The organism is Sphingopyxis bauzanensis (assembly GCF_002205675.1).
Lineage (GTDB): Bacteria > Pseudomonadota > Alphaproteobacteria > Sphingomonadales > Sphingomonadaceae > Sphingopyxis > Sphingopyxis bauzanensis.
This window is the reverse complement of record NZ_NISK01000004.1, coordinates 405,959-431,912: the sequence shown is the minus strand read 5'-3', so window position 1 is coordinate 431,912 and position 25,954 is coordinate 405,959. Positions and strand designations below refer to the sequence as shown.

Genomic DNA, 25,954 nt, shown 5'->3' with positions numbered 1-25,954 from the left:
CTGTGTTATTCAAGCACTACACCTGTCGGTTGCCGAACCAAAGCCGGTGCGATCCACGCCGACAGGATCAGCTGCGCCATATGATAGACGAGGATCGGGACCAGCACCATGCCCGCGGTGGCGGGCGGGAACAGCGTCGCGGCAAGCGGCGCCCCGACCGCGATGCTTTTCTGCGCGCCCGCGAACAGCAGGGTGATGCGGTCGGGCCGTGCGAGCTTCAGCAGCGCGCCAAAGGCCCACGCACCGCCGAACGACAGCGTCAGCAGGATCGCAACGGCGCCGAACACGATGCCGATCTCGCGCCCGTCAAGCTGGTCCCAGATCCCCGCGACCACCGCGGCGGAAAAAGCGACATAGACGGCGACGGCGATCGCGGTCCGGTCCATCGCGGTTGTCAGTCCCTTGTGCATCAGCACCCAGGGCCGCAGCCAGTTCTGCGCGAGCTGGCCGACGATGAAGGGTAAAAGCAGGATCGCGACGATCCGCAAGGCGGCGGCCCCGCTGATCTCGCCCGCGCTGCCCGCGAGGGCGGCGAACAGCAGCGGCGCGGCGATCACGCCCACCAGGTTGAGCAGCGCCGCGGCGACGACGCTGGCGGCGACATTGCCTCCTGCCATCGAACTCGCCGCGGTCGCCGACTGGACGGTCGAGGGGAGGATGCCAAGGAAGAGAAAACCGAGCGCGAGCGTCGCGGGCAGCAGCGCCACGGCCGCGAGCTGCGCGCCGAGCCCCAGTAACGCCATGACGCCAAAGCAGAACATCAACGCGCTGCCCTGCAATTTCCAGTTGCGGATGCCATGCAGGACTTCGCCCCGCGGCAAGCGGACACCGTTGAGAAAGAACAGCAGCACGATCGCCGCGGTCGATACCCCTTGCGCCACCGGCACCGCCGCGCCGCGCACCGGCAGAAAGCTGGCGAGCAGGATCGTCGCGAGCAGGATTGGGACGAAGCGGTCGGGGAAAATGCGGGCGAGCATAATGGGGAGCGATGGCGGGGTGAGGGTGGTTTGGCAAGATTATCGTCGCCCCGCGAAGGCGGGGGCCGCCATCGGTTTACGCAGCGGCGTAGGATAATTGCGGCAGCGGCCACCGCCTTCGCGGGGGCGACGAACTTGATTCCGTTCGCATCGAGCGCAGTCGAGATGCCCCTCGGTGGAGCTTACCCTCACGGTGTCTCCACCGCCTCGACGGGCTCGGGATAGACTTCGCTCGACACGAACGAGGGGGGAGCTAGATAGCAGGCATGCCCAACCTCCTCATCCTCGCCGCGCTTCCCGAAGAGGCCGACGCCTTGTTCCCCAACACCGGCACCCGCGACGCTGGTCCAATCCCGCTCCGCCACCTAACCACCCAAAACCATAATCTAACCATCGCTACCTGCGGTCTCGGCAAGGTCAACGCCGCGCTCGCTGCCGGCCTGTTCGGCGCCTCCGCCGACCTCATCCTGATGACCGGCACTTGCGGCGCGCTCGGCGCTGCACCCGGCGCCTACTGGATCGCCGAGGCGCTCCAGCATGACTATGGCGCGGTCCACCCCGGCACCTTCCGCCGCTACCGCGCGGGCGACTGGCCGATGGGCGAAGCGGCAGAGGCGCATTTCACCGCCATGCCCGACCCCGGCCTCGGCCTGCCGCATGCGCGCATCGCCAGCGGCGACAGCTTTATCGCCTGCCCGCAAGCTGCCGTCGACCTGCAATCGCTCGGCGCGACGCTCGTAGATATGGAGGTCGGCGCGGTGGCGCAGGCCGCGGCGCGGCTCGGCAAGCCATGGGCGGCGATCAAGGCGGTGACCGACGAGGCCAATGACGCCAGCGGCGGCGATTTTCAGGCAAACTTGCTACGCGCTGCGCGAAGTGCGGCGGTCGATATCGAACGGTTCTTGTTGATGCTGTGACGCCTGACCGACGGCGATTGAACCGCTAATAGTCGATGGTGATCCGGACCCGGTCGGGGCTGACCCCAGCGGCATGGGCAATCTGTTCGCGGCTGCGGTCGACAAGCTCCTGAAATTCCTCGGGCGCCGCATGATCGAGTAGATCAGAGGTCGGGACACGCAGAATGGCGGCGAGCTTCACGACCCGGCCGCGCGTCGGGCGCGCCCGACCCTTTTCCCAGCCGGACACCGACGGCGCGCTGACACCCATGCGTTTGGCAACCTCGGCCAGGCTGAGCCCGGCGCTGGTGCGAAGCCGCTGCAACCGGTCGCCAAAGGCTTCATCGCTCGCCGGATCCGCGTCAACTTCGTTCATGCCGGGCGGCGGCGCGATGGCCGGCATGGGTTCGGGCGTTGGGGCCACCGCGCTCTTCAGCTCGACCGCGCTCAGCGTCGCCGGTGAAACCGGACCTTCGAACTGGCAACCGAACAGCCGCCCGCTGGCCCAGATGACGACCGCCGTGATGTCGCCGGCATGCGGCAGTTCGATTTCGATCCTGTCGCACGCCGCCAGCTTGATGTCGCTTTCGAACAGCAGGCCCGTTCCGGAGATATTGTGGATCTGCACCTCGATACCGGTGCCATCATGCTGCACGCCCTTGGCAAGCAGGCTGAGCTTCCGGCGCGCGTCCTGACGCTGGTCGGTGCCCGGCGCCGCTGGCAGAAAATGTCCAAAAACAGCCATAGGCTGTTGTGGGAGTCCGCTGGTTAAAAGAAGGTTAGCGCGGGCCGCGAAAGATGACGCGGGCGAGGGGGTGGAGGCCGTCAGAAGTAATCCTCCCCCAACGGGGAGGATCGGCTCCGTCCACTACCTATGCCAAACGGTCCTCATTCACTCATAACTTAAATGCGTCGCCTTCCCCCGGAAGATCCAGTGCGACAGGATCGAATATCCCAAAATCACCGGCAGCACGAACAGCGCCCCGATCAGGATGATGCTCAGCGCCTCGGGGCTCGCCGCCGCCTGCCAGATGTCGAGCCGGTCGGCGATCAGATAGGGGTAAAAGCTGTACGCGATACCGACAAACCCCAGCGCGAAAAGGATGCCCGCGGTCGCCAGCGGCACCCATGACAGTTCGTCTTTCGCCCGCAAGGGGCGACGCAGGAAGATTGCGAGGCCGATAAACAAAGTCGCGGCGGCGATCGGAATCGGCAGCAGCGCGATGATCTCGGGCAGGCGGAACCAGCGGTCGAAGATGCGCTCCGACAAGAGCGGCGTCGCGATCGAGATGATCGCCATAGCCAGCGCGGTCGCCCACAGGCTGACCTCGGCCCAGCGCACCGCGCGTTTCTGCAAATCGCCCTCGACCTTGTAGATCAGCCAGCAGGCGCCGACGAAGACATAGCCCGCGACCAACCCGAGCGCCGCGAGCAGGCAGAACAGCACCGCCGCGAAGCTCTGGTCGAACCCCAGCACATAGGCGCCGAGCATATAGCCCTGGCAGAGCGCGGTCAGCAGCGACCCCGCGAAGAACGCATGGTCCCAGCGCTGTTTGTGCTCTGGCGCCGCCTTGGCGCGAAATTCGAAACTGACCCCGCGCAGGATCAGCGCGACCAGCATGAGCACGACGGGCAGGTATAGCTGGGTCAGGATCAGCCCGTGCGCGAGCGGAAAGGCGACGAGCAGCAGTCCGATGCCGAGCACCAGCCACGTTTCGTTCGCGTCCCAGAACGGCCCGATTGACGCGACCATCAGGTCGCGATTCTCGTCCTTCTCCAGCCGCGTCAGCATCCCGACGCCAAGGTCATAGCCATCGAGGATGACGTAGAGCAGGATCGACAGCCCCATCAGCCCGGCAAAAATGACTGGCAGCCACCAGGGATCGATGAAGGCGGTCATGCCGGTTCTTCCTGCGGGGCGGCGGGGCCGGGGGCGATGGTCGGTACCGGGAACATCGGCTTGTCGTTCGGCGCTGCCTTGCCGAGCCGCGCGAGGCGGTACAGCACCGCGATATAGGCGGTCAGCAGCACCGCATAGACGATCAGATACAGCGTCAGCGAACTCGCGACCATCGCACTGCCAACCGGGCCGACCGCATCGGCGGTCTTGAGCACGCCGGTCACCAGCCACGGCTGGCGGCCGATCTCGGTGACATACCAGCCCGCGAGCGTCGCAATCCAGCCGCTGAAGGTCATCGCGACCAGTCCATAAGCCAACCAGCGCGGCATCGCATCGACCCCGCGGCGGCGGATCGTCCATGCCGCGAACCACGCCAGCGCCAGCATCGCGACCCCGATCCCGACCATGATCCGGAAGCCCCAGAACAGCGGCGCGACCGGCGGGTGGTTGCCTTGGTAATCGTTGAGACCGGGGACGACGCCCGCCGCCTCATGCTTCAGGATCAGGCTGGCGCCCGAGGGAATGGCCACTTCCAGATGATTGGTGCGCGCGTCTTCATCGGGGATCGCGAACAGCACGAGCGGAACATTGCCGCGCGTTTCCCAATTCGCCTCCATCGCCGCAACCTTTTGCGGCTGATGCTCCAGGGTGTTGAGCCCGTGCATGTCGCCGACAAATATCTGCACCGGGATCAGTAGCGCGGCTGCATAGACCGCGGCCTTCAAGGTGCGCCGCACCCCTTCGCCGCCGCCATCCTTCAGCCAGCGCCATGCCGACATGCCCGCGATCAGGAAGGCGACAGTCAGCGCCGAAGCGATCAGCATATGGATCAGCCGGTACGGCATCGACGGGTTGAAGATGATTGCCCACCAGTCGGTGGCATGGACGACGCCGTCGCGGATTTCATAACCGACCGGGGTCTGCATCCAGCTGTTCAGGACAATGATCCAGAAGGCCGACAAGGTCGTGCCGCCTGCGACCAGCAGCGTCGCGGTCGTGTGGACCCAGTTCGGCACCCGGCTGAACCCGAACAACATGATGCCCAGGAACACCGCTTCCAGGAAAAAGGCGGTGAGCACTTCATAAGCGAGCAGCGGCCCCGCGATATTGCCGACCTTTTCCATATAGCCCGGCCAGTTGGTGCCGAACTGGAAGCTCATCGTGATGCCCGACACGACCCCCATCGCAAAGCTCAGCGCAAACACTTTCACCCACAGGCGATACGCGTCCATCCACGCCCCGTCCTTGGTGCGGTTATACGCGAGCTTGAAGCCGAGCAGCGCCCAGCCGAGCGCGATCGTGATCGTCGGGAACAGGATGTGGAAACTGATGTTCGCGGCAAACTGGATGCGCGCAAGGATCAGCGGATCAAGTGCGTCCATTGTCGTTCTCCGTCGCGGCCGGGGTCTTGCCGCGGCCGAGCATGCGGTCCTTGAACTCGAGTGCTTTTACTACCCGTTCGCCGAGACGCAAAAGCTGGAGCAGCCGCTCATTGTCGAGCCGCCGCATCTCGGCATACCAGTCGGTGAGCAGCTCGATCTGCTCGTGCATCGCGCCGATCCGTTCCTGCGCGAAGCGGTCCGACGCATCGGTCGCGGGTTCCATCAACAGGGTGCGCAGCTTCGTCAGCGTCGGGTCGATCTCGCGCTTCTTGCGCTCTTCGACCAAGGTACGAAAGATCGCCCACACATCGCGCGGCGTTTCATAATAATCGCGTCGGTCGCCCGGAACATGACGCAACTGCACAAGGTTCCAGCTCGCCAGCTCCTTCAGCCCCATCGACACGCTGCCGCGCGACAGGGAAAGCGCCTCGCTGATCTCCTCAGCGTGCCGCGGCGCGTCGGCCAGAAACAGCATTGCGTAAATCTGTCCGACCGTCCGGTTGATCCCCCAGCGGCTCCCCATCTCGCCGAAATGCAGGACAAAGGCCTGCGCAAGCGGGGAGAGCCGGAACGGCGGGGACGGCGAAGCCGCTGGAGAATCGGGGGCGAGGGACATATCCATGGCCGCGCCATACGCTCTAATTTCTGAAGTTTCAATAATTATTGAAACTTCAATAGGCAGAGGTCGACCCAGTGACAACTTTGCCAACTTCGGCAATCATGTTGCGCCGCAGCACCCATTCTGTTAGGGGCGCGGCGTTTCGCGGCGCTCCCGGCGCTGCCCCCTCCCATCAAGGCTCTCCGCATGTCTTTGCGCAATATTGCGATCATCGCCCACGTCGATCATGGAAAAACCACCCTCGTTGACCAGCTGTTCCGTCAGTCGGGCACCTTCCGAGACAACCAGCGCGTCGAAGAGCGCGCGATGGATTCCAATGACCTGGAAAAGGAACGCGGGATCACCATCCTGGCGAAATGTACCTCGGTCGAGTGGGGCGAGGGAGCCGATCTGACGCGGATCAACATCGTCGATACCCCGGGTCACGCCGATTTCGGCGGCGAGGTCGAGCGGATCCTGAGCATGGTCGACGGCGTCATCCTGCTCGTCGATGCCGCCGAAGGTCCGATGCCGCAGACCAAGTTCGTCACCGGCAAGGCGCTCGCGCTTGGCCTGAAGCCGATCGTCGTCGTCAACAAGATCGACCGCAGCGACGCGCGCGCCGCAGAGGTGCTCGACGAAGTGTTCGAACTGTTCCTGACGCTTGAAGCCAATGACGAACAGCTTGATTTCCCGATCCTTTATGCGTCGGGCCGCGGCGGTTACGCGTCGGAAGATCCCGAAGCGCGCGAAGGCACGCTGGAACCGCTGTTCAAGACCATCGTGTCGCACGTCCCGACCCCTGGCCTGCCCGAAGACGGTCCGTTCACCTTCCTCGCCACCCTGCTCGACCGCGACAATTTCATCGGCCGCATCCTGACCGGGCGCGTCCAGTCGGGGACGATCAAGGTCAACCAGCCGATCCACGCGATCGACATGGACGGCAAGGTCATCGAAACCGGCCGCGCGTCCAAGCTCCTGGCGTTCCGCGGGCTCGAGCGCGTTCCCGTCGAGGAAGCGCGCGCCGGCGACATCGTTGCGATCGCCGGCCTGGCGCTGGCGACCGTCGCCAACACCATCGCTGACACCAGCGTCACCGAGCCGATCGCCGCGCAGCCGATCGATCCGCCGACGCTGTCGATGCGCTTTGCCGTCAACGATTCGCCGATGGCGGGCCGCGAGGGTAGCAAGGTCACCAGCCGCATGATCCGCGACCGCCTGTTCCGCGAAAGCGAAACCAATGTCGCGATCCGCGTTACCGAAAGCGCCGACAAGGACAGTTTCGAAGTCGCCGGCCGCGGCGAGCTTCAGCTGGGCGTGCTCATCGAAACGATGCGCCGCGAAGGCTTCGAACTCGGCATCAGCCGCCCGCGCGTGCTGTATGGCGAGGACGAGAATGGCAAGCGCACCGAACCCTATGAAACCGTCGTCATCGACGTCGACGACGAACATAGCGGCACGGTGGTCGAGAAGATGCAGGTCCGCAAGGCCGACCTGACCGACATGCGCCCGTCGGGCGGCGGCAAGACGCGCATCACCTTCAGCGGCCCGTCGCGTGGCCTGATCGGCTATCACGGCGAATTCCTGTCCGACACGCGCGGCACCGGGATCATGAACCGCCTGTTCGAAAAATATGGCCCGTACAAAGGCAATATCGCGGGCCGCCAGAACGGCGTGCTGATCAGCAACGGCAATGGCGAAGCCGTCGCCTATGCGCTTGGCCCGCTCGAAGAGCGCGGCATCCTGTTCGTGTCGCCCGGCGAAGCGCTGTACGAGGGCATGATCATTGGTGAAAATGCCAAGCCCGACGACCTGGAAGTTAACCCCATGAAGTCGAAGCAGCTGACGAACTTCCGTTCGACCGGCAAGGACGACGCGATCCGCCTGACCCCGCCGCGCCGCATGACGCTGGAACAGGCGATCGCCTATATCGACGACGACGAAATGGTCGAAGTGACCCCGAAAAACATCCGCATCCGCAAGGCGCTGCTCGATCCGCACGAGCGCAAGAAGGCGTCGCGCAAGAAGGAAGCGGCCTAAAGATCAGGGGGGCGGTCAGCGGTGACCGTCCCCTTTTCTTTTCGAACAGCGTTCCCCCCGGCTGGGTTGGGCCGTAAAGGCGTCCCATGCTTCGCCTGACCGAACTCACGCTGCCGCTGCACCATGCGCCGGAAGAGCTGCCCGCCGCGATCTGCAAGCGGCTGCGGATCACCCCGCGCGAGCTGGTCCGGCATGTCATCGCGCGACGTGCGCATGATGCGCGTGACAAGACCAATATCCAGCTCGTCTATTCGGTCGACGTCAATGTGAAGGACGAGGGCGCGGTGCTGGCGCGCTTTCGCAAGGACCGCAATGTCCAGCAGACCCCGAACACCAGCTATAAATTGATTACCCAGGCGCCGAAGGGGATCAAGCGCCCCGTCGTCGTCGGCGCCGGGCCGTGCGGACTGTTCGTCGGGCTGATCCTCGCACAGATGGGGTTCCGGCCGATCATCCTCGACCGCGGCAAAGTGGTGCGCGAGCGGACCAAGGATACGTGGGATCTGTGGCGGCGCGGGGTGCTCCACCCCGAATCGAACGTCCAGTTCGGCGAGGGCGGCGCGGGCACCTTTTCCGACGGCAAGCTTTACAGCCGGATCAAAGATCCCCGCCACCTTGACCGCAAGGTGCTGACCGAATTCGTGAAGGCGGGCGCCCCGCCGGAAATCCTGACCGAAGCGCATCCGCATATCGGCACCTTCCGGTTGGTGACAATGGTCGAAAGCCTGCGCGAAACGATCGAGGGGCTGGGCGGCGAATATCGCTGGCAGCACAAGGTCGACGGGATCGATATAGCCACCGACGGCGCGGGCAAACGCCGCGTTCAGGGGCTGCACCTGACGGGTGGCGGCTATATCGAGGCCGACCGCGTCGTGCTGGCGGTGGGCCACAGCGCGCGCGATACCTTTGCAATGCTCCACGCCGCGGGGGTGCATGTCGAGGCAAAGCCCTTTTCGATCGGCGTCCGCATCGAGCATCCGCAATCGTGGATCGACACGTCGCGTTTTGGCGCCGATGCGGGCAACCCGATCCTTGGCGCCGCCGAATATCATATCTCGCATCACTGCAAGAATGGGCGCACCGTTTACAGTTTCTGCATGTGTCCCGGCGGCACTGTCGTTGCCGCGACGTCGGAGGAGGGGCGCGTCGCGACCAACGGCATGAGCCAATATTCGCGCAACGAACGCAACGCCAATTCGGGCTTCGTCGTCGCGATCGATCCCGAACGCGACTATCCCGGCGACCCGCTCGCGGGCCTCGCGTTTCAGCGGCACTGGGAATCGCTCGCCTATGTTGCGGGCGGATCGAACTATCGCGCCCCCGCGCAGCGCGTCGGCGATTTTCTGGCGGGACGTCCCTCGACCGCGCTGGGTAGCGTCACCCCGTCGTACCGCCCCGGCGTGACCCCGACCGACCTCGCGGCCTGCCTGCCCGATTTCGCGGTCGAGGCGATGCGTGAGGCGATCCCGATGTTCGGACGCCAGATCAAGGGATATGACCATCCCGACGTCGTGATGACCGGGGTCGAGACGCGCACCTCGTCCCCCGTGCGCTTCACCCGCGGCGAGGATTTTCAGAGCCTGAACACCGCCGGCCTGTTCCCAGCGGGCGAGGGCGCGGGTTACGCCGGGGGCATTTTGTCGGCGGCGGTCGACGGGATCAAGGTCGCCGAGGCGGTGGCGCGGAGCTTGATGCCGTGACGGTGATCCTGCTCAACAACCCTGCGGCGTGCTCAGCCAGTTCACCGATCGCGGCACGCTTGCTGGGGGCGGGGAGGCGCGCGCGACGCTGTCCGACTATATCGACGTCCCCGGCGCCTGTCCGGCGGGGCGGCTCGATCGTGACAGCGATGGCCTGCTGATCCTGACCGATGATGGCGCGCTGCAGGGGCGCATTTCGTCGCCAAAGCACACGACGCCCCAAACCTATCTGGCGCAGGTCGAGGGCGAACCCAACGTCGCGAGCCTCGACCGCCTGGGTGCCGGGGTCATGCTCAATGACGGCCCGACCCGCCCCGCAACCGTCCGCCGCATCGACCCGCCCAGACGTGGGACCGCGACCCGCCGGTGCGATACCGCCAGAGCGTGCCCGGCAAGCATGGATCGAGCCGTCGCGTTATCGCGCCAATATGGCCTAATCCGCCATCTCGGCGTGCAGACGGGGCCAATCAAGGCTAATGGGCGTTTACCGTCTTTTCACGCCCGGTGCCTATGGCAGCGATGAAGGGACCGAATTTTAGAGAGGCGACCCATGCCTATTGGTCCCGAGATGCGGCGGCTGCGCGCCGAACATGCCGCGCTCACCACGCTGTCACAGCTTTTGCTGGACCTGATCCGCACCCCCGAACGGCCGCGTCCGACCGAGCTTGAATCGGTGCGCGGGATGCTGCGCGATACGCTGCTGCGCCATTTGAAGTGCGAGGACTGGATCCTCTATCCGCGCTTGAAGGCGAGCGGCAATGCCGAGGTCGTCGCGATGGCGAGCGAGTTTGTGCGCGAGATGGGGCATATCGCGCAGGATTTTGCGGCTTACGACGCGAAATGGACCGCCGAACGGATCGCCGACGACTGGCCGGGCTTTTGTAGCGAAACCGAGGTTGTGCTCGACGTATTGGGATTGCGGATCGAGCGTGAAAATTGCGATCTTTATCCGGTCGCCGAGCAACTCGATCTGGCGTGACGCCGAAGCTTCTTTTTATCGTCATCGCTGCGTCACCCCTTCGCCGCAGCGCAGCAATATCGCCTCCCTAAAGCCCCCGCGACCACCGCGCCATTTCGGCGACGGGACAAGGGGGATTGACGATGACAAGCAAGTTCAGGAACCGGCTGCGGACCGGGGCCGCTTTGATGGTGGCATTTGCTGCGACGCCGGTGTTTGCTACCGAAACCGCGGTCGATGCAGCGGTCGACGGGGGCGATGTCGCAGAGATTGTCGTGCTCGGCCAGGGGCAGGCGCGGCAGGTGCAGGAAATTGGCGCCGCCGACATCGCGCTCGAAGTCGCGGGGATCAGCCCGCTTAAAGCCATCGACAAGCTGCCTGGGGTGAATTTCCAGTCGGCCGATCCGTTCGGCACCTATGAATGGTCGTCGCGCATCTCGATCCGCGGCTTTTCACAGCAGCAATTGGGCTTCACCCTCGACGGCGTGCCGCTCGGCGACATGAGCTATGGCAACCACAACGGGCTGCACATCAGCCGCGCGATCATCAGCGAAAATGTCGGCCGGGTCGAAGTTGCCCAGGGCGCGGGTTCGCTGTCGGCGGCCTCGACGAGCAATTTGGGCGGGACGATCGAATTTTCGGCGCGCGAACCCGCCGAGACGTTCGAGGTTGAAGCGTCGGGAACCTACGGCAGCGAAGACACCAAGCGCGCGTTCGTGCGGATCGACAGCGGTGAAATTGCCCCCGGCGGTCCGCGCCTCGCGCTGAGCTATGCGTGGCAGGATGGCGACAAGTGGAAAGGCGACGGGGTCCAGCGCCAGCATCAGTTCAACGGCCGTATCGTCCAGCCGGTCGGCGACGGCCAGTTCTTCGGCTTCGTCAACTATTCGGACCGCCGCGAGAATGACTATCAGGATCTGAGCCAGGCCATGATCGATCGGCTGGGTTATGACTGGGACAATTTCGCCAAGGATTGGGATCTGGCAGTGCGCGTTGCGCATATCGCGCACAATCGCGGCGACACCGGCGTTGCGCCGACCAACCCCGCGGCCGGTACGGTCTATCCGACCCCGATCCAAACCGTCGACGATGCCTATTATGACGCCGCCGGTCTGCGCAAGGACTGGCTGGCCGGGGTCGGGGTCGAGGCGCCGTTGAACGCGTTCTGGACTCTGAACGCGATGGGATATTACCACGGCAACGAGGGGCGCGGCATGTGGTTCACCCCCTATGTCGCAACCCCGGGCGGCGCACCGATGGCGCTGCGCACGACCGAATATGAAATCGAGCGGTACGGCATCGTCGCCAACAGCTTGTTCACGCTGGGCGCGAACCGCGTCGAAATCGGCATGTGGTACGAAGACAATGATTTCAATCAGGCGCGCCGCTTTTACGGTCTGGGCAACACCGCCGGCGCACCCGATCGCAGCAGCCTGAAATTCCCCACCGATCCGCTGCTCACCCAATGGGAATTCGATTTCAACACCCAGACGCTGCAATATCACGTGCAGGACACGCTCGATCTGGGGCAGGTCCAGATCAACGCGGGGTGGAAGGGACTGCGCGTCACCAACCTGGCGACGCCGATCGTGCGCGGCAGTCTGGCGGCGGGGCGGACCGAGGCGAAGGACTGGTTTTTGCCGCAGGCGGGACTCCTCTTTCGTCTGAGCGACGATAATGAGGCGTTCGCGAGCTACACCCAGAATATGCGCGCGTTCGAAAGTTCGGCGACCGGCGGGCCGTTCGCGACGACGCAGGCGGGTTTCGACGCGCTCGACCTGAAACCCGAAACCTCGACTACCTATGAACTCGGCTTCCGCACCAAATCGCCGCGCTTTCAGGGGGTGATCGCAGGCTATTATGTCGATTTCAAGGATCGCATCATCGCCTTTGCCAATGGCTCGGGCATCCAGGGCAATCCGGCGATCCTGCAGAATGTCGGCGACGTGCGTTCGTGGGGCGTCGAGGCGGCGGGGACGTTCCGTGTTACGACTGACCTGTCGCTGTTTGCCTCCTACGCGTACAACGACTCCGAATATCAGGACGATGTTGTCAACGCTGCGGGCACGATCATCGCGGCGACCGCGGGCAAGACCGTGGTCAATTCGCCGCGCCATCTGGCCAAGGGTGAAATCACCTGGGACACCGGCAGCTTCTTTGCGCGCGTCGGCGCCAACTACACCTCGAAGCGCTATTATTCGTTCGAAAATGACGCCGAGGTCGGCGGCTTTGTCATTGTCGACGCGAGCATCGGTTACCGGTTCAACGAGCGGATCTCGGTGCAAGCCAATGCGACCAATTTGTTCGACAGGGACTATGTATCGACGATCGGCACCAACGGTTTTGCCAACCGCGGCGACAGCCAGACCTTGCTGGCGGGGGCGCCGCAGCAGTTCTTTGTGACGGTGAAAGCCGGGTTCTAAAACATAGGGTAATCGCGGGGCGGTGATCACCGTTGCGGTTGCGATGCGTAGGCAGGGTGGTTGCCCCCCGATAGGTTGAAAAACGGGCTCACGATTGACACCGGGCCCAGCAACAAACGGGAGACAACCATGAAGCAGTTTATCGGCCTCGACGTATCTTTGAAAGACACATTTGTATCGGTGCGTGAAGACGGCGAACGGATCTGGCGCGGCAAATGCCCGTCTGATCCCAAATTGATAGCAGAGCTTGTCCGCAAGCGAGCTGCGAATGTGGAGCGTGTCGTGTTCGAGACGGGGCCTCTGTCTGTCTGGTTCTATCATGCGCTGAGACAGGAAGGATTGCCCGCTATCTGCATTGATGCCCGCCATGCCAAAGCGGCGCTCGATATGGCCCGAAACAAGACCGATGCGAATGATGCGGACGGCCTGGCGCATCTTGCGGAGGTTGGCTTTTACCGCGAGGTACGCGTGAAGAGCTTTGACAGCATGCTGACCCGCACGCTGATTGCGGCGCGCAATCAGCTGCTGAAGGCGACGACCCAGATGTTGAACCAAATCCGTGGTCTGATGAAGACGTTCGGCCTGATTGTTCCCAAGGGGGCTGGCCGTGTGTTCGAGGGCCATGTGCGCAGCCTGCTGGCGAGCAACGCAGGGCTCGAACAGATCCTCCTGCCGGTTCTTGAGGCCTGGCGAGGCATGCGCGCCCGCGCTGCAGAGTTGAGCAAGCAGCTCGTTGCATCCGCTCGCGCGAGCGAGCAATGCCAATTGCTTTCGTCGATTCCGGGGGTCGGCACGGTGACCGCCTCTTCGTTCGTTGCGGCAATCGAGGACCCGAAAAACTTTCGGAAGTCGCGTTCGGTTGGTGCTTGGGTCGGCTTGACGACCAGGCGTTACCAGTCGGGCGAAGTCGATTATGACGGTCATATATCCCGGCGCGGCGACAGTCATCTGCGCGGGCTGCTGTACGAGGCGGCAGTCGTGATCCTCACGCGCACCACGGCGGACAGCGCGCTGCGGATCTGGGGCCTCAAACTCAAGGAAAAGATCGGCTTCAAGCGCGCGGCCGTCGCGGTCGCGCGCAAGCTCGCTGTCATCATGCATACTATGCTTCGTACGGGTGAACTGTTCGACCGTTCGATCGCTGCCGAGGTCTGACATGAGCAATATGACAGCAAGGACCATTATCCGATAAGCTGAACTTCCCTATCGTTTGCGCCCATGCTGTGGGCGCGCCGATCCGTCCCTGTCGGGACGCGGACAGAATCATTCCGTTAATGAGGCTGCACCGCCATCATCTCAATGGCGCAGTGCGTCTAAAACATTGGAAGATTCCGGCCCACGAAGACCTATCCTGCGGCGGGCATGACTCGACCGCGTAAACGACCCTGTACCCGACAAACGGAATGACCGGCGCGGCCGAAGCTGAAGGCTCTGACAACTTCTCTCACTATATCACCTGCGATGACCTCATCGCAGATCGAAGATTTGTGTTCAAAATTATACTTGACCGGGGCGCGATTAAACGACCCCTAAGTCCAATCGCCTTTCCGTTGACGATGGTGGCGCGGTCCCGCTAGGGCCGCGCCATCATTTTATGGGAATATAGTTATGACCGATACCCCCCCCGACCATATGTCGACCAACCCGCGCTCGCCTCATTTCGACATGGAGGTGCTGCAGCGCGGCATCGGCATCCGCTTCAAGGGCAAGGAGCGCACCGACGTCGAGGAATATTCGATTTCCGAAGGCTGGATCCGCGTCGCGGCGGGCAAGTCAAAGGACCGCTTTGGCCAGCCGATGACGATCAAGCTGTCGGGCGAGGTCGAGGCGTGGTTCGAGGATACGGCCGCGGCCGGCGAGGGTGAAGCGCCCAAGGATGCGGGCGACGAAGCCTAGAAAGTCGCGCGCTAAATTTCCCGTTTGTGCTGAGCGTGTCGAAGCACCGTCCTTCTTTCTTCGACGCTGGAAAGAAAGAACGGCCCTTCGACAAGCTCGGGGCGAACGGATTTAGGGGGCGGCAGTCGCTACGCGGCTTCGCGCCGACGGCACCAATTCCTTACGACTCTAACGGGGATTGAATTGTCGGTTTACTGGCCGAGCGACGCGGCCACGACTTCGAGGCCGTTGCCGGGCTTCCAGTCGTTCTGCGCCCACACCGGCGCCTTGAAGCTCGGCGCCTTGTTCGGGGTGCCGCCGGCATAGATGAAACCTTGGACCGGGTTGGCGCGCAGCCCGAGGTCGCCGATCGGGGCGTACCACACGCGGACCATGCTCCAGTCGCCGGCATCGCTGACATCGACGACGCGGACATTGCGCTCGATCTGGCCGCGGCGGCCGTTGATCGGCGACCAGTTGGCGTGGTCGATACGGATTTCGCGGTCGCTGACGATTTTCTTGACCACTGCGACATGGCCCATCGGCATGCCGCGGGTACCGGCAAACGCCATCACCGCGCCCTCGCGCGGTTCGCCGCCGCGGGCATAGTCGCTGGCGGCCTGCGCCCACCAGGTCTTGGCATTGCCGCGAATGTCGACGCCCGATTCGGCGCGGGCAAAAGGCACGCATTGGAGATAGGCCTGCGCTGCGGCGGGGGCGCTGACGAGCAGACCGGTGAGCGTCAGTACGGACGCGATGGCGGCAGTCAGAAAGCGACGATAGAGCATGAAATGCGACCCCCAATGCTTGTGTTCAAGCGTTGCAGCGTCATTGCCATGGATTTTCCGCGCCACCACCCACCGCGCGACGAGTCGCGCCGACGCTGCGGTGAGCGGCGGAACCTTTTGTTAAGCCTGTCAATTCGTCGTGTGAGCGGTTCGACTGGTCGCGGTCAGGCGGCGGCGCTGGCCGACGAATCGGTCGCGCGAAACAGCGTCCGCACGTCGGTGGCAGGCATCGGGCGGCCATAATAATAGCCCTGGATGTTGCTGCATCCCATGTTGCGCAGCGTTTCGACCTCGAGCTCGGTTTCGGCACCTTCAGCCGTGGTCGACATGCCCAGGCTGTCGGCGAGTGCGACGACGGCGCGGATGATCGCGATCGATTCGATGCTGCCCTTGGCGGCGCCGACAACGAAGCTGCGGTCGACCTTGATCGTCGAAAATTGCGTCTTGCGCAGATAGCCGAGTGACGAATAGCCGGTGCCGAAATCGTCGAGCGACAGGCGGATGCCGAGCCCGATCAGCTGATCGAGCAATTGCGCCGCGCCGCCGCCGTCGCGCAGAAACACGCTTTCGGTAACTTCGATCTCCAGCCGTTGTGGCGGCAGCCCGCTTTGCGCCAGCGCCGAGACGACAACCGAGGCGAAATTGGGATCGGTCAGCTGGTCGGCCGACACGTTGATCGCGACCTTCAAATTCGATGGCCATTTCATCGCTTCGTGGCACGCGGTGCGCAGCACCCATTCGCCGATCGGCGAGATCAGCCGCGCATCCTCTGCCAAGGGAATGAACCGTCCCGGCGACACATTGCCGAGCTTTTGGTTCTGCCAGCGGATCAGCGCTTCGAAGCCGTTGAGCGTACCGTCGGCGGCGGTGACTACCGGCTGGTAATAGAGTTCGAATTCGCGGCGTTCGAGCGCGCCGCGCAATTCCTGTTCCATAACGCGGCGCTCTTCGGCTTGCGCGTGCAGCGAGGCGACATAGCCGGCGACGACGTTGCCGCCCTTGTCCTTGGACTTGTAGAGCGCAAGGTCGGCGTTGCGGGTCAGTGTTTCGACGGTCGCGCCGTCTTGCGGCCCGATCGCAAAACCGATGCTGGCGCCGACGAACAATTGGTGGTTGTCGACCACATAGGGGCGGCTGATCGTGGCGATCAGCCGTTTCGCCAGATCCTCTGCCGAATCGGCGGACGCGACGTTGTGCAGCACGACGGCAAATTCGTCGCCGCCGAGGCGCCCGCAGGTCATGCCGCGCTCCATCAGCCCTTTGAGCCGCGCGGCAACCTGCGCCAGCAGCTTGTCGCCGACGGGATGGCCAAGCGTATCATTGACCGCCTTGAAGCGGTCGAGGTCGATGATCAACAGCGCGCAGCGTGCCTTGGCATCGAGCGCGTGGGCCAGCGCGCGCGCCAGATCCTCGTTGAGGCTGAGGCGATTGGGCAGACCGGTGAGGTTGTCGAAGCGCGCCATTTTGGCGATCTGTTCGGCGGTCGCGCGCTGTTCGGTGACGTCCGAACCAACGCCGCGGAAGCCGAGGAACTTGCCCGCTTCGTCGAGGCGCGGCGACGCCGACAGCTCCCACCAGCGCGGCGCGCCACCGATCGTCACGGGGACGATCAGGTTCGAAAAGCTTTCGCGCCGCTTCATCCGTTCGGCCATTTCGTGCAGACTTTTCGGGAACAGCCCGGTGTCCCACGCATCGCCCGACAGCGCCTGCAGCAACGGGACGCCTTCGAGCGCGTCGGCCGGGGCGCCGAGCGCATAGGCCAGTCGCGGCGAGACATGGACCAGGCGGCGGCTGTTGTCGGTCTGCCAAAGCCAGTCGGCCGAGGTTTCTTCGAATTCACGCAGCAGCAGGCTTACCGTCTCGGTCTTTTCGTGCAGCGTTTCTTCGGCATGGCGGAACCGGATATGGCTTTGCGCAAAGCGGACGCAGAAATTGCAGAGCAAGAGGCCCGCAACCACCGCGACCGCCGCGAGTTGGGGCGCGTCGGCGCGCACCAGCGCAGCGGCTGCCGACAGGGTGACGGGGGCGATGAACAGGATGCATGCCATCGGAACGCTGTGAGCGACGATCGCCAGTGTGACCATCATCAACACCGCGATCGTCCACATCGACAGGACATGGTCGAGCGGCGGCGACAACCCGTGGAGCCAGAACGGCGTGCTCCAGAACAGCGCCGAATAGAGCGCGTGGCGATTGCACATCCGATACTCGGTGATTCCCGACAATTTGGGATCGCCCAGCGGTAGGCGGCGGAACTGGCTGTACGACCACAGGCTGAAGACCAGGCCGGCGCCGAGCCAGCCGCTGGCGATCGCGAGCGGGACGCTGAGAATCATCGTGAATGTGGCGACCAGCGCCATGCCGAGCCCCATGAACAAGCGCAGCGATCCCTGACCGCGTAACGGCGCAAGCTGCAATTGGCGGAGGTTGCCGGTGTCGGCATCGCGCGGCCCCAGCCCCAACAGGGTCCGCGCAGGAATCTCTGCGGCAACGATCTGGTCAGTCAACAGGCTTTTCACCGTGCCTGTTTAGCGGCGGGGTGTTACCCGAAGGTAACCAGCGCCTTCATTTGGCGTGTTATTTGTCCAGCAGCGGGACAAAATTTGCGGGCAAGGTCGCTGCCTCGTGTCAGGCGGCCATCGCAAAGGGTTGAATTTCCCCGGCAAGATATTGCGCGCGCGCTTTCGAGCGGCTGAGCTTGCCCGAACTGGTGCGCGGCAGGGTGCGCGGCGGGATCAGCTCGATCAGGCAATTCATGCCGGTAATCGCGCGGACGCGGTCGCGAATCGTTTCACGCAGGGCGATGCGTTCGGCCTCGTCGCTAGTGCGGCACTGGACGAGCACCGCGGGGGTTTCCTCGCCCCCCGGTGCAGTGATCGCGAACGCCGCAATGTCGCCCGATTTGAACCCTGGCAATTGCTCGACCGCCCATTCGATATCCTGCGGCCAGTGGTTCTTGCCATTGATGATGATCATGTCCTTGGCGCGGCCAACGATGTAAATGTAACCATCGGACAAATAACCCATATCGCCGGTGTCGAGCCAGCCGTCGACGAGGCAGGCGGCGGTTGATTCGGGGTCGCGATAATAGCCGGTCATCAGCGACGGACCGCTGCACCAAACCTTGCCGACGGTCTGGTCGGGCAGCGCATTGCCGAGTTCGTCGCGCACCTCGATCACCATGTCGCGCGCGGCGCGGCCGCAGTTGACGATGGCGCGGTATCGCGTCGGGCGGCCCGCATCATTGGCGGCGCCCGACAATTCGGTTTCCTCGACCAATTCGACAACGATCCCCTCACCCGGGGGCATGATGCTGACCGCGAGCGTCGCTTCAGCAAGGCCATAGCTCGGCAGGAAGGCGCTGGCGCTGAAACCCGCGTCGGCAAAGGCATCGACAAAGCTTTGCATCACATCGGGGCGGATCATGTCGGCGCCGTTGCCGGCGACGCGCCAGCGCGACAGGTCGAAACGGTCGGCGACATGCGTCTGGCTCGACACCCGGCGGGCGCAGATGTCGTAGCCAAAGGTCGGCGAATAGCTGAGCGTCGTTCCCTCGTTGCGGCTGATCAGGTCGAGCCAGGCGAGCGGGCGGCGCGCAAAATCTTCGGTCTTGAGATAATCGACCGACACCTGGTTCGCGACCGGCGAGAGCAGGCAGCCGACGAGGCCCATGTCGTGATACCAGGGCAGCCACGAGACGCAGCGATCGCTGTCCTGCACTTCCATGCCGTGTGAATGCGCGGCGAGGTTGTTGAGCAAAGCGGCGTGGGTGACCGCGACGCCGTGCGGGAAGCGCGTCGAACCGCTGCTGTACTGAAGATAGCAGGTTTCGTTCGACTGCTGCGCGGGCAGGTCGGTCACCGGCGCGGGTTTGGCGGCAAATTCGCTCCAGTCGACCGGCAGCACATTCTGCGCTTCGGCGGCTTCCACGGCCATGGCGGCGATTTCGGGCGGGAAGAACAGCATCGTCGGGTCGCAGCTGGTGAGCTGGACGACGAGCTGGCCGACATAGCTATCGCGGCCGCCAAAGCTGGTCGGCAGCGGCAGTGGGACGGGCCAGGCGCCGGCGTAGATGGTGCCAAAGAACAGCGCAGCGAATTCGGCGCCGGTTTCGGCGATCAGCGCGATGCGGTCGCCTGGTTTTACCCCCGCCGCGATCAGCCGATAGGCGGTCAGGAGGGCGTCGTCGCGCAGCTCGCGATACGGATAGGGGCGCACCAGCTTGCCGCGCGGATCGTGGAAATTGAGCCCGCGCGTCCCATTGGCGGCATAATCGAGCGCTTCGCCGACGGTGGCGAAGTCCGAAAAGCGGCGGGGCTGGGCGCAGAAGGTCGGCGTCGGCTGGAGCTCGTCCGCCGGAACGGCAATATTATCGGTCATAAGGGGTGCGACATCCCGCGAAACGGGCCGCGCGGCAACAAGCATGTCATCTTTGCGTGTCATGGTGCCTGGCGCGATCCCTGAGCAGTTGGAACAAATTCGCCCGTTTTCGGGCTATATTGCCCGATATGGCGGCGCTGATCGTTCTCAATCAGGCCCGACTGTGGCATAAACATGGCACATGCCCAAGCATCGCGCTCCACCCGACCGTACAAAAAGACCTTTGGGCGCGGCGCGGCTAGACGAGCTGGCGCTGGCTTATGTGGCGCGGTTCGCGACCAGCCGCGCCAAGCTGACGCGCTATCTGTCTCGAAAAATTCGCGAATCCGAGTGGACCGACGAGGTTGACGCGGTGGCGGCGTGCGAAGCGGTGGCCGACCGGATGGAGCGGTTGCAGTTCCTCGACGATCGCCAATATGCCGTGATGCGCGCGGGGGCGATGACGCGCCGGGGGCTCGGGGTGCGTCGGGTCAAGGCGCAGCTGTATGTCGACGGCATCGCCGCGGCGGACAGCGGCGAGGCGATCGAGACCGCTGAGGCGTCGGCCGAGGCATCGGCGGTCGGCTTCGCGCGGCGGCGGCGGTTCGGGCCGTTTGCGAGGCGTCCCGCCGACGATCCAAAACTGCGCGAGCGGCAGATTGCTGCGTTTCTGCGCGCCGGGCACAGCATGACGCTGGCGCGGCGGATCCTGGCGATTACGCCGGGGGACGAGGCGGCGCTGGCGGCGCTGGACGATGATGCGGGGCTGGACTAGGGCTGGCCCAAATTGCCGGAATGAGGATCTACCGATGCGTGCTATTTTGACCGCTCTTGCCCTGACGCTGGCCGTGCCGATGGCGGGGTGCAACCAGGACGCCAGCGAGGTGGAGAGCGTCGCGACGATCCCGGTGACGATCACCGCCAAGGACCAGACGCACCGGTTCAACGTCGAAGTCGCGCGGACCGATGCCGAGCAGGACAAGGGGCTAATGTTCCGCACCAGCCTGCCCGCCGATAGCGGCATGTTGTTTCCGTTCGACAAGCCGCGGATCGGCAGTTTCTGGATGAAGAACACGTTGATCCCGCTCGACATAATCTTCATTCGCGCCGACGGCAGCATCGACCGGATTGCGGAAAACACGATCCCCGAATCGCTTGAGCCGGTGGTCAGCGGGGGTGAGGTCAGCGCGGTGCTGGAACTTGCGGGTGGCACCGCAGCGCGGCTCGGGATTGACGAGACTGCCAAGGTGGCGTGGAAAGATGGGAAATAGCGCCGCGAAAGCGGGGCGATCGACCGTTTGACGCTTGCGAAGCGCGCACCCTTGGCTGTAAACGCCTCGCCATGAGTATCCTCGGCAAGATTTTCACCTGGTGGGACGGTGCGACCGTCGGCACGCTGCTGAACAGCTGGAAAACCGGCGAAAAGGTTGGCGAGGACGGCCTTGGCAACACGTATCATCGGGCGCGCAAGGGCAATCGCCGCTGGGTGATCTACAACGGATCGAACGATGCGAGCCGGGTCCCGCCCGAATGGCACGGCTGGTTGCACTGCACTTTCGACGAACTGCCGACCGATATGCTGCCCGCGCCGCGCACGTGGGAAAAAGAACCGACCGCCAACTTGACCGGCAGCACCGGCGCGTACCGCCCTGCCGGGGCGCTCGAGCGCGGCGGCCAGCGGGCTGCGGCGACCGGCGATTATGAGGCCTGGCGGCCCGGCGAATAATGTCGCGCCGAATTTCGACCGCGCTGTTCGCGCTGCTGGCCGCGACCGCGCTGACCGCCTGCGATCGGACGCCGTCCAAGGGCAATGGCAGCGCGACAGTGCCGACCGTCGCCAAATCCGAACGCGTCCCGCAGGAAGTCGGCGGCATCGAGGGCGCGACCCCGATGGCGGAGCGCGTCGCGATTGTCGGCCTGCTCAATAAGCGGAATGGGCTGGTCCGCGAACTCGAAATGAAGCCCGGCGAATCTTCGCGCGTCGGGCGCGCGATCGTCCGACTGCGTGCGTGCGAGCAAACCGCACCGTGGGAAGACCCGCCTGAAACGGGCGCGTTCGTGCAACTGACGGTTCAGGATCAACGCGACGACAAATGGCGCCGCGTCTTTTCGGGCTGGATTTTCCGCGAGCGGCCCGACCGCAACATCATCCAGCACCCGATTTATGATGTCTTCGTCAAAAGCTGTGCGATGACATATCCCGGCGGCGAGCCGGTGGCCCCCGCGGCGACGAAATCGGGTGCGGCGGCGGTGCCCAAAGCGTCGAGCACGCCCCAGTCGCCCGCGACAAACGGCGGCGAAGGCGGCGATACGCCCGCCGCGCCTGCTCCTGCGCCCGCCGCTGCACCGTCGCCGCCCGCCAACACCGAATAGAGCCGCGCCAGATAGTCGGCCTGGCGGATTTCGATCGCGCCGAGGCTGGCGAGGTGCGGGGTGATGAACTGGCAGTCGAGCAATTTCCACCCCCCCGCGCGCAAGCGCGCGACGAGGTGCGCGAGCGCAACCTTGGACGCATCGCGCGCCCGGCTGACCATCGATTCGCCGAAAAAGGCGCTGCCGAGCGAGACGCCGTAGAGGCCGCCGACCAGTTCGCCATCCTGCCAGCATTCCACGCTATGCGCGTGGCCGATCTGGAACAGCCGGTCGTAACTCGCCTTGATCACCGGATTGATCCACGTCGTGGGCCGGTCGCGCGCGGGCTCGGCACACAGCGCGACCATGTCGGCAAATGCGCGGTCGGTGGTGACGCGAAAACGATCGGCGACGATCGTCTTTTTCAGGCTATGCGACAGCCGGAAGCCATCCAATGGCAGGATCGCCCGCAGCCGCGGCTCAACCCAATGGACCGACGGGTCATCCGCCCCGTCGGCCATCGGGAAAATACCCTGCGCATAAGCACTGAGCAGCAGCGCAGGGTCGATGGTTTCAAAATGCTTCAGGACGCGGGCTTCACGAACTTCAGCGTCATCCGGTCCGATTCGCCGATTGCGACATATTTGGCGCGATCGGTTTCGCCTTCGCGCAGCGCCGGCGGCAGGGTCCAGACGCCCTTTTCATAATCCTTCGTATCCTGGGGATTGGCGTTGATCTCGCTGCGGCCCGCCAGCTTGAAGCCCGCGGCCTCGGCAAAGGCGATGATCGAGCTTTCCTTCATATAGCCAGATTTTTCTTCCTTCGCGGCATCGTCGCTTTCGTTCAGCCGGTGCTCGACGACGCCCAGCGTGCCGCCGGGCTTGAGCATCGCGAAAATCTGTTTGAAGGCATTGGCGGTGTTGTCGGCGCCGCCAAAGCGCCAGTTGTGGACGTTACGGAACGTCAGCACGACGTCGGCGCTGGCGTCGGGGACTTTGGGGTTGGTCCCGGCATTGGGGAATTCGGCGAGCTTGATGCCGCCATAAAGGTCGGCGTTTGCGCCTTGCCATTCCTTGATGCGGTTGAGACCGCGCTCCCAAGGCGCGGCGGCGTAGAGCGTGCCGCGACCTGCCTTTGCCAGCGGCGCGAGGACTTCGGTGTACCAGCCGCCGCCGGGCCACAGTTCGACCACCGTGTCACCAGGCTTGACGCCAAAGAAGGCGAGCGTTTCGGCGGGATGGCGATATTGGTCGCGCGCGATGTTGGCGGGGGTGCGGGTCGGTGCGGCTACGGCCGCGGCGATCGCTTCTTGCTCCTTATGCGCGGCATGACCGCCGCCATGATGGTCGGCAAAGGCCGCTGCGGGGACGGTGAGGGCAAGCGCAGTACTTGCAACAATCAATAACGGACGCATATGGGCAACCTCTCTCTTGGGGGGACGTCCCCCTGTTTGCGAAGGTGTGCGCCTCAATGCAAGGGTCGATGCTGATTGTCAGTGTTGCGGGCGCCGCGGTTGCCGTCGCCGCCGAGGTCGCCGACTATCGCCGCCGCAACCGGCGCGACGTCGACGCGGTCGGGTTCATGCCGTGGCGCGGGATCGCGCTGGTCGGAGTGGCGGTCGCGGTTTTGGCGGCAGCGCTGGCGTTGAAGCCTTGAGTTGACCATCGCCCCCGCGAAGGCGGGGCTGCCAGAGATGTTGCGCGAGGCCGACAGCGGCCCTCGCCTTCGCGGGCGCGACGAAAGGTTACAGACACGCCTCAAGATACGGCTGATCGAACCCGTATTGCCTCGCTTTTTCCAGCGTGTACGGGCGCAGACCCATGGCGCGATATTCGCCGACGATCTTGCCGTCCTTGTCCTCGTCGAGATATTCGAACTTGAACAATTCCTGGGTGACGATGACGTCGCCTTCCATACCGATCACCTCGGTGACGTTGGTGACGCGGCGCGACCCGTCGCGTAGGCGCTTGATCTGGATAACCATGTCGACCGAATCGGCGATCTGTTTCGAAATCGCTTCCTTCGGTATCTTTACGTCGCCCATCAGCACCATATTTTCCATACGGCCCAGGCACTCGCGCGGGCTGTTGCTGTGCAGCGTACACATCGATCCGTCGTGACCGGTGTTCATCGCGGCGAGCAGATCGAAACACTCGGCGCCGCGGACCTCACCCATGATGATGCGGTCGGGGCGCATACGCAGCGCGTTCTTGACGAGGTCGCCCATGTGGATCGCGCCATTGCCTTCGAGGTTCGCGGGGCGCGTTTCGAGCGGCAGCCAGTGCGGCTGTTGCAGGCGAAGTTCGGCGGCGTCTTCGATGGTCAGCACGCGCTCGCCGGGGTCGATCATTTTCGACAAGGCGTTGAGCATCGTCGTCTTACCCGAACCGGTACCGCCCGAGATGACGATGTTGAAGCGGCTGGCGCCCGCGATTTTCAGCGCGGTACACATCTTCTGGCTCATCGCGCCCCATTGGCACAGCATGTCGAGTGTGATCGGCTTGGCCGAGAATTTACGAATCGAGATCGCGGTGCCGCGCAAGGACAGCGGCGGGACGATCACATTGACGCGGCTGCCGTCCTTGAGGCGGGCGTCGGCGAGCGGGGTGGTCTGGTCGACGCGGCGGCCGACGAGGTTGCAGATGCGCTGCGCGATCTGGAAAAGATGCTGTTCGTCACGGAACTGGATCGGTGCGAGGACCAGCTGGCCCTTTTTTTCGATATAGGTTTGGTACGGGCCGTTGACCATGATGTCCGAAATGTCGGGGTCGGCGAGCAATTCTTCGAGCGGGCCGAAACCGAGCAGTTCGTCGACCAGCACCTTTTCGAGCGCAAATTGTTCGCGGCGGTTCAGCGTGATGCGCAGCTCGGCGAGCACTTCGAGGATGATCGGGCGGAATTCTTCGGTCAGCTCGTCCTTCGACAGCGTCGCCGCGGCTTCGGGATCGACGCGTTCGAGCAGGCGCGGCAGCACCTGTTCCTTGATCTTATGAACGCTGGCTTCGAACCCTTGCGCCTTTTCGGGCTCGGCCATATCGGCGGTCGAGCGCAGGTTCAGCCGCTCCATCGCCTCTTCTTCGGGCGACAGGTGCGACGGCATTTGCGGGATTTCGATCGCGGGCGGCGTGTCGATGGCTGGGAATTGCGCGCCGCCACCCATGCCCGATCCACCCTGCATCGGCTTGGCCACGCCAAAAGCGGGGCGGCCAGCGGTTCCGGGTCGGCGTCCGAATGCACTCATTCGCTTTGTCCTGTTTTCCAAATCCTGTCAAAGGCATCGCCGCCAATGGCTGACGCACCCCCATCCGACACGGTGAATAAAGTGGAAACTTTGACATTGTCCTAATGCGCGGGGTGATTGTGACGCGGACATAAAAAAGCCCGCATCCGATGGAGATGCGGGCTTTGCTTCTGCCGTGGACGGCGGAAAGGATCAGCTGGCGATATGCTCGGCGAGGACGGTCAGACCCGACTCGTTGACCTCGGCAAAGCCGCCTTCGACTTCGATCACCTCGGGCGCGGCGCCTTGCGTGGCATAGATGGTCAGCGGCGCGTTGCGCAGCGTTGCCATGAACGGTGCATGGCCTTCGAGCACCGAAAAATCGCCCTCGGCGCCGGGCACGGTGACCATATAAACCTCGATCGACCGCTCGAGGCGGGCCGGGGTGACGAGTTCGAACTTCAGAGCCATGATATGTCCTTAAAC

At 64.0% G+C, this 25,954-nt stretch carries 23 protein-coding genes and 2 pseudogenes; 13 read left to right on the top strand and 12 right to left on the bottom strand.

The window, feature by feature from the left end:
• Positions 1-5: 5 nt before the first annotated feature.
• A complete protein-coding gene (locus CDQ92_RS17555; protein WP_088443064.1) occupies positions 6-977 on the bottom strand; it encodes a bile acid:sodium symporter family protein in 972 nt (323 codons plus the stop codon).
• 266 nt (positions 978-1,243) lie between these two features.
• Between CDQ92_RS17555 and CDQ92_RS17550 the strand changes: the two genes are divergently transcribed.
• Positions 1,244-1,894 carry a 5'-methylthioadenosine/S-adenosylhomocysteine nucleosidase family protein gene (locus CDQ92_RS17550; protein WP_088443062.1) on the top strand — a complete coding sequence of 217 codons (651 nt, stop codon included), beginning with the start codon at positions 1,244-1,246 and terminating at the stop codon, positions 1,892-1,894.
• Between the two features lie 25 nt (positions 1,895-1,919).
• Here CDQ92_RS17550 and CDQ92_RS17545 read toward each other — a convergent pair whose 3' ends face one another.
• The 4 genes from CDQ92_RS17545 to CDQ92_RS17530 form a co-directional block, all read right to left on the bottom strand.
• Positions 1,920-2,618 (bottom strand): helix-turn-helix domain-containing protein, encoded by a 699-nt coding sequence (locus tag CDQ92_RS17545; RefSeq protein WP_088443060.1) that lies wholly within the window; start codon positions 2,616-2,618, stop codon positions 1,920-1,922.
• A 147-nt stretch (positions 2,619-2,765) separates the two neighbouring features.
• Positions 2,766-3,773 (bottom strand): cytochrome d ubiquinol oxidase subunit II, encoded by a 1,008-nt coding sequence (locus CDQ92_RS17540; RefSeq protein ID WP_088443058.1) that lies wholly within the window; start codon positions 3,771-3,773, stop codon positions 2,766-2,768.
• Positions 3,770-5,155: a cytochrome ubiquinol oxidase subunit I gene (locus tag CDQ92_RS17535; protein ID WP_088443056.1), complete on the bottom strand. Its 1,386-nt coding sequence runs from the start codon at positions 5,153-5,155 to the stop codon at positions 3,770-3,772. The genes CDQ92_RS17540 and CDQ92_RS17535 overlap by 4 nt, the downstream gene beginning before the upstream one ends.
• Positions 5,142-5,777: a GbsR/MarR family transcriptional regulator gene (locus CDQ92_RS17530; RefSeq protein WP_229667655.1), complete on the bottom strand. Its 636-nt coding sequence runs from the start codon at positions 5,775-5,777 to the stop codon at positions 5,142-5,144. Before CDQ92_RS17530 ends, CDQ92_RS17535 begins: the two co-directional genes overlap by 14 nt.
• Before the next feature lie 183 nt (positions 5,778-5,960).
• On the opposite strand from CDQ92_RS17530, the gene typA reads away from it, so the two are divergent.
• The 7 genes and pseudogenes from typA to CDQ92_RS17495 all read left to right on the top strand — a co-directional run bounded on the left by typA (position 5,961) and on the right by CDQ92_RS17495 (position 14,770).
• Entirely contained in the window at positions 5,961-7,793 is a 1,833-nt protein-coding gene (typA, locus tag CDQ92_RS17525) for a translational GTPase TypA (protein WP_088443054.1), read from the top strand.
• Between the two features lie 86 nt (positions 7,794-7,879).
• Complete coding sequence (locus CDQ92_RS17520; protein ID WP_088443052.1) at positions 7,880-9,493, top strand: NAD(P)/FAD-dependent oxidoreductase; 1,614 nt, start codon at positions 7,880-7,882, stop codon at positions 9,491-9,493.
• Positions 9,494-9,521: 28 nt separating this feature from the next.
• A pseudogene (locus CDQ92_RS17515) lies at positions 9,522-9,883 on the top strand (pseudouridine synthase); the annotation flags it as partial.
• Positions 9,884-10,043: 160 nt separating this feature from the next.
• Positions 10,044-10,472, top strand: a complete 429-nt coding sequence (locus CDQ92_RS17510; RefSeq protein WP_088443050.1) for a hemerythrin domain-containing protein — start codon at positions 10,044-10,046, stop codon at positions 10,470-10,472.
• 122 nt (positions 10,473-10,594) lie between these two features.
• Complete coding sequence (locus CDQ92_RS17505) at positions 10,595-12,874, top strand: TonB-dependent receptor (protein WP_088443048.1); 2,280 nt, start codon at positions 10,595-10,597, stop codon at positions 12,872-12,874.
• A 129-nt stretch (positions 12,875-13,003) separates the two neighbouring features.
• Complete coding sequence (locus CDQ92_RS17500) at positions 13,004-14,029, top strand: IS110 family RNA-guided transposase (protein ID WP_088439574.1); 1,026 nt, start codon at positions 13,004-13,006, stop codon at positions 14,027-14,029.
• 453 nt (positions 14,030-14,482) lie between these two features.
• Entirely contained in the window at positions 14,483-14,770 is a 288-nt protein-coding gene (locus tag CDQ92_RS17495) for a DUF3297 family protein (protein ID WP_088443046.1), read from the top strand.
• Positions 14,771-14,961: 191 nt separating this feature from the next.
• Here the strand turns inward: CDQ92_RS17495 and CDQ92_RS17490 are convergent, their stop codons facing one another.
• From CDQ92_RS17490 to CDQ92_RS17480, 3 genes are all read right to left on the bottom strand, one after another.
• On the bottom strand, positions 14,962-15,537 hold the full coding sequence (locus CDQ92_RS17490) for a CHAP domain-containing protein (protein WP_088443044.1): 576 nt from the start codon (positions 15,535-15,537) through the stop codon (positions 14,962-14,964).
• 164 nt (positions 15,538-15,701) lie between these two features.
• Positions 15,702-18,044 carry a putative bifunctional diguanylate cyclase/phosphodiesterase gene (locus tag CDQ92_RS17485; RefSeq protein WP_229667548.1) on the bottom strand — a complete coding sequence of 781 codons (2,343 nt, stop codon included), beginning with the start codon at positions 18,042-18,044 and terminating at the stop codon, positions 15,702-15,704.
• A 121-nt stretch (positions 18,045-18,165) separates the two neighbouring features.
• Entirely contained in the window at positions 18,166-19,917 is a 1,752-nt protein-coding gene (locus CDQ92_RS17480; protein WP_088443436.1) for a fatty acyl-AMP ligase, read from the bottom strand.
• A 181-nt stretch (positions 19,918-20,098) separates the two neighbouring features.
• Between CDQ92_RS17480 and CDQ92_RS17475 the strand changes: the two genes are divergently transcribed.
• From CDQ92_RS17475 to CDQ92_RS21920, 4 genes and pseudogenes are all read left to right on the top strand, one after another.
• On the top strand, positions 20,099-20,671 hold the full coding sequence (locus tag CDQ92_RS17475; RefSeq protein ID WP_088443040.1) for a regulatory protein RecX: 573 nt from the start codon (positions 20,099-20,101) through the stop codon (positions 20,669-20,671).
• Between the two features lie 46 nt (positions 20,672-20,717).
• Positions 20,718-21,167, top strand: coding sequence for a DUF192 domain-containing protein (locus tag CDQ92_RS17470; protein ID WP_373289669.1), 450 nt, complete (start codon positions 20,718-20,720; stop codon positions 21,165-21,167).
• Positions 21,168-21,238: 71 nt separating this feature from the next.
• Positions 21,239-21,622 (top strand): NADH:ubiquinone oxidoreductase subunit NDUFA12, encoded by a 384-nt coding sequence (locus CDQ92_RS17465; RefSeq protein WP_088443036.1) that lies wholly within the window; start codon positions 21,239-21,241, stop codon positions 21,620-21,622.
• A pseudogene (locus CDQ92_RS21920) lies at positions 21,622-22,023 on the top strand (DUF2155 domain-containing protein); the annotation flags it as partial. The gene CDQ92_RS17465 and the pseudogene CDQ92_RS21920, both read left to right, overlap by 1 nt.
• 35 nt (positions 22,024-22,058) lie before the next feature.
• Here CDQ92_RS21920 and aat read toward each other — a convergent pair.
• Both aat and CDQ92_RS17450 read right to left on the bottom strand, forming a co-directional pair.
• A complete protein-coding gene (aat, locus tag CDQ92_RS17455; RefSeq protein ID WP_088443034.1) occupies positions 22,059-22,835 on the bottom strand; it encodes a leucyl/phenylalanyl-tRNA--protein transferase in 777 nt (258 codons plus the stop codon).
• Positions 22,832-23,662 (bottom strand): class I SAM-dependent methyltransferase, encoded by an 831-nt coding sequence (locus CDQ92_RS17450; protein WP_088443032.1) that lies wholly within the window; start codon positions 23,660-23,662, stop codon positions 22,832-22,834. The genes aat and CDQ92_RS17450 overlap by 4 nt, the downstream gene beginning before the upstream one ends.
• Positions 23,663-23,730: 68 nt before the next feature.
• Between CDQ92_RS17450 and CDQ92_RS21385 the strand changes: the two genes are divergently transcribed.
• Positions 23,731-23,904: a hypothetical protein gene (locus CDQ92_RS21385; RefSeq protein ID WP_169714579.1), complete on the top strand. Its 174-nt coding sequence runs from the start codon at positions 23,731-23,733 to the stop codon at positions 23,902-23,904.
• 88 nt (positions 23,905-23,992) lie between these two features.
• Here CDQ92_RS21385 and CDQ92_RS17440 read toward each other — a convergent pair whose 3' ends face one another.
• On the bottom strand, positions 23,993-25,489 hold the full coding sequence (locus tag CDQ92_RS17440) for a TadA family conjugal transfer-associated ATPase (RefSeq protein WP_088443028.1): 1,497 nt from the start codon (positions 25,487-25,489) through the stop codon (positions 23,993-23,995).
• A gap of 192 nt (positions 25,490-25,681) precedes the next feature.
• The gene (locus CDQ92_RS17435) at positions 25,682-25,939 is read right to left on the bottom strand and encodes an ATP synthase F1 subunit epsilon (protein ID WP_088443026.1); all 258 of its coding nucleotides are present in this window, start codon (positions 25,937-25,939) and stop codon (positions 25,682-25,684) included.
• Positions 25,940-25,954: the final 15 nt, after the last annotated feature.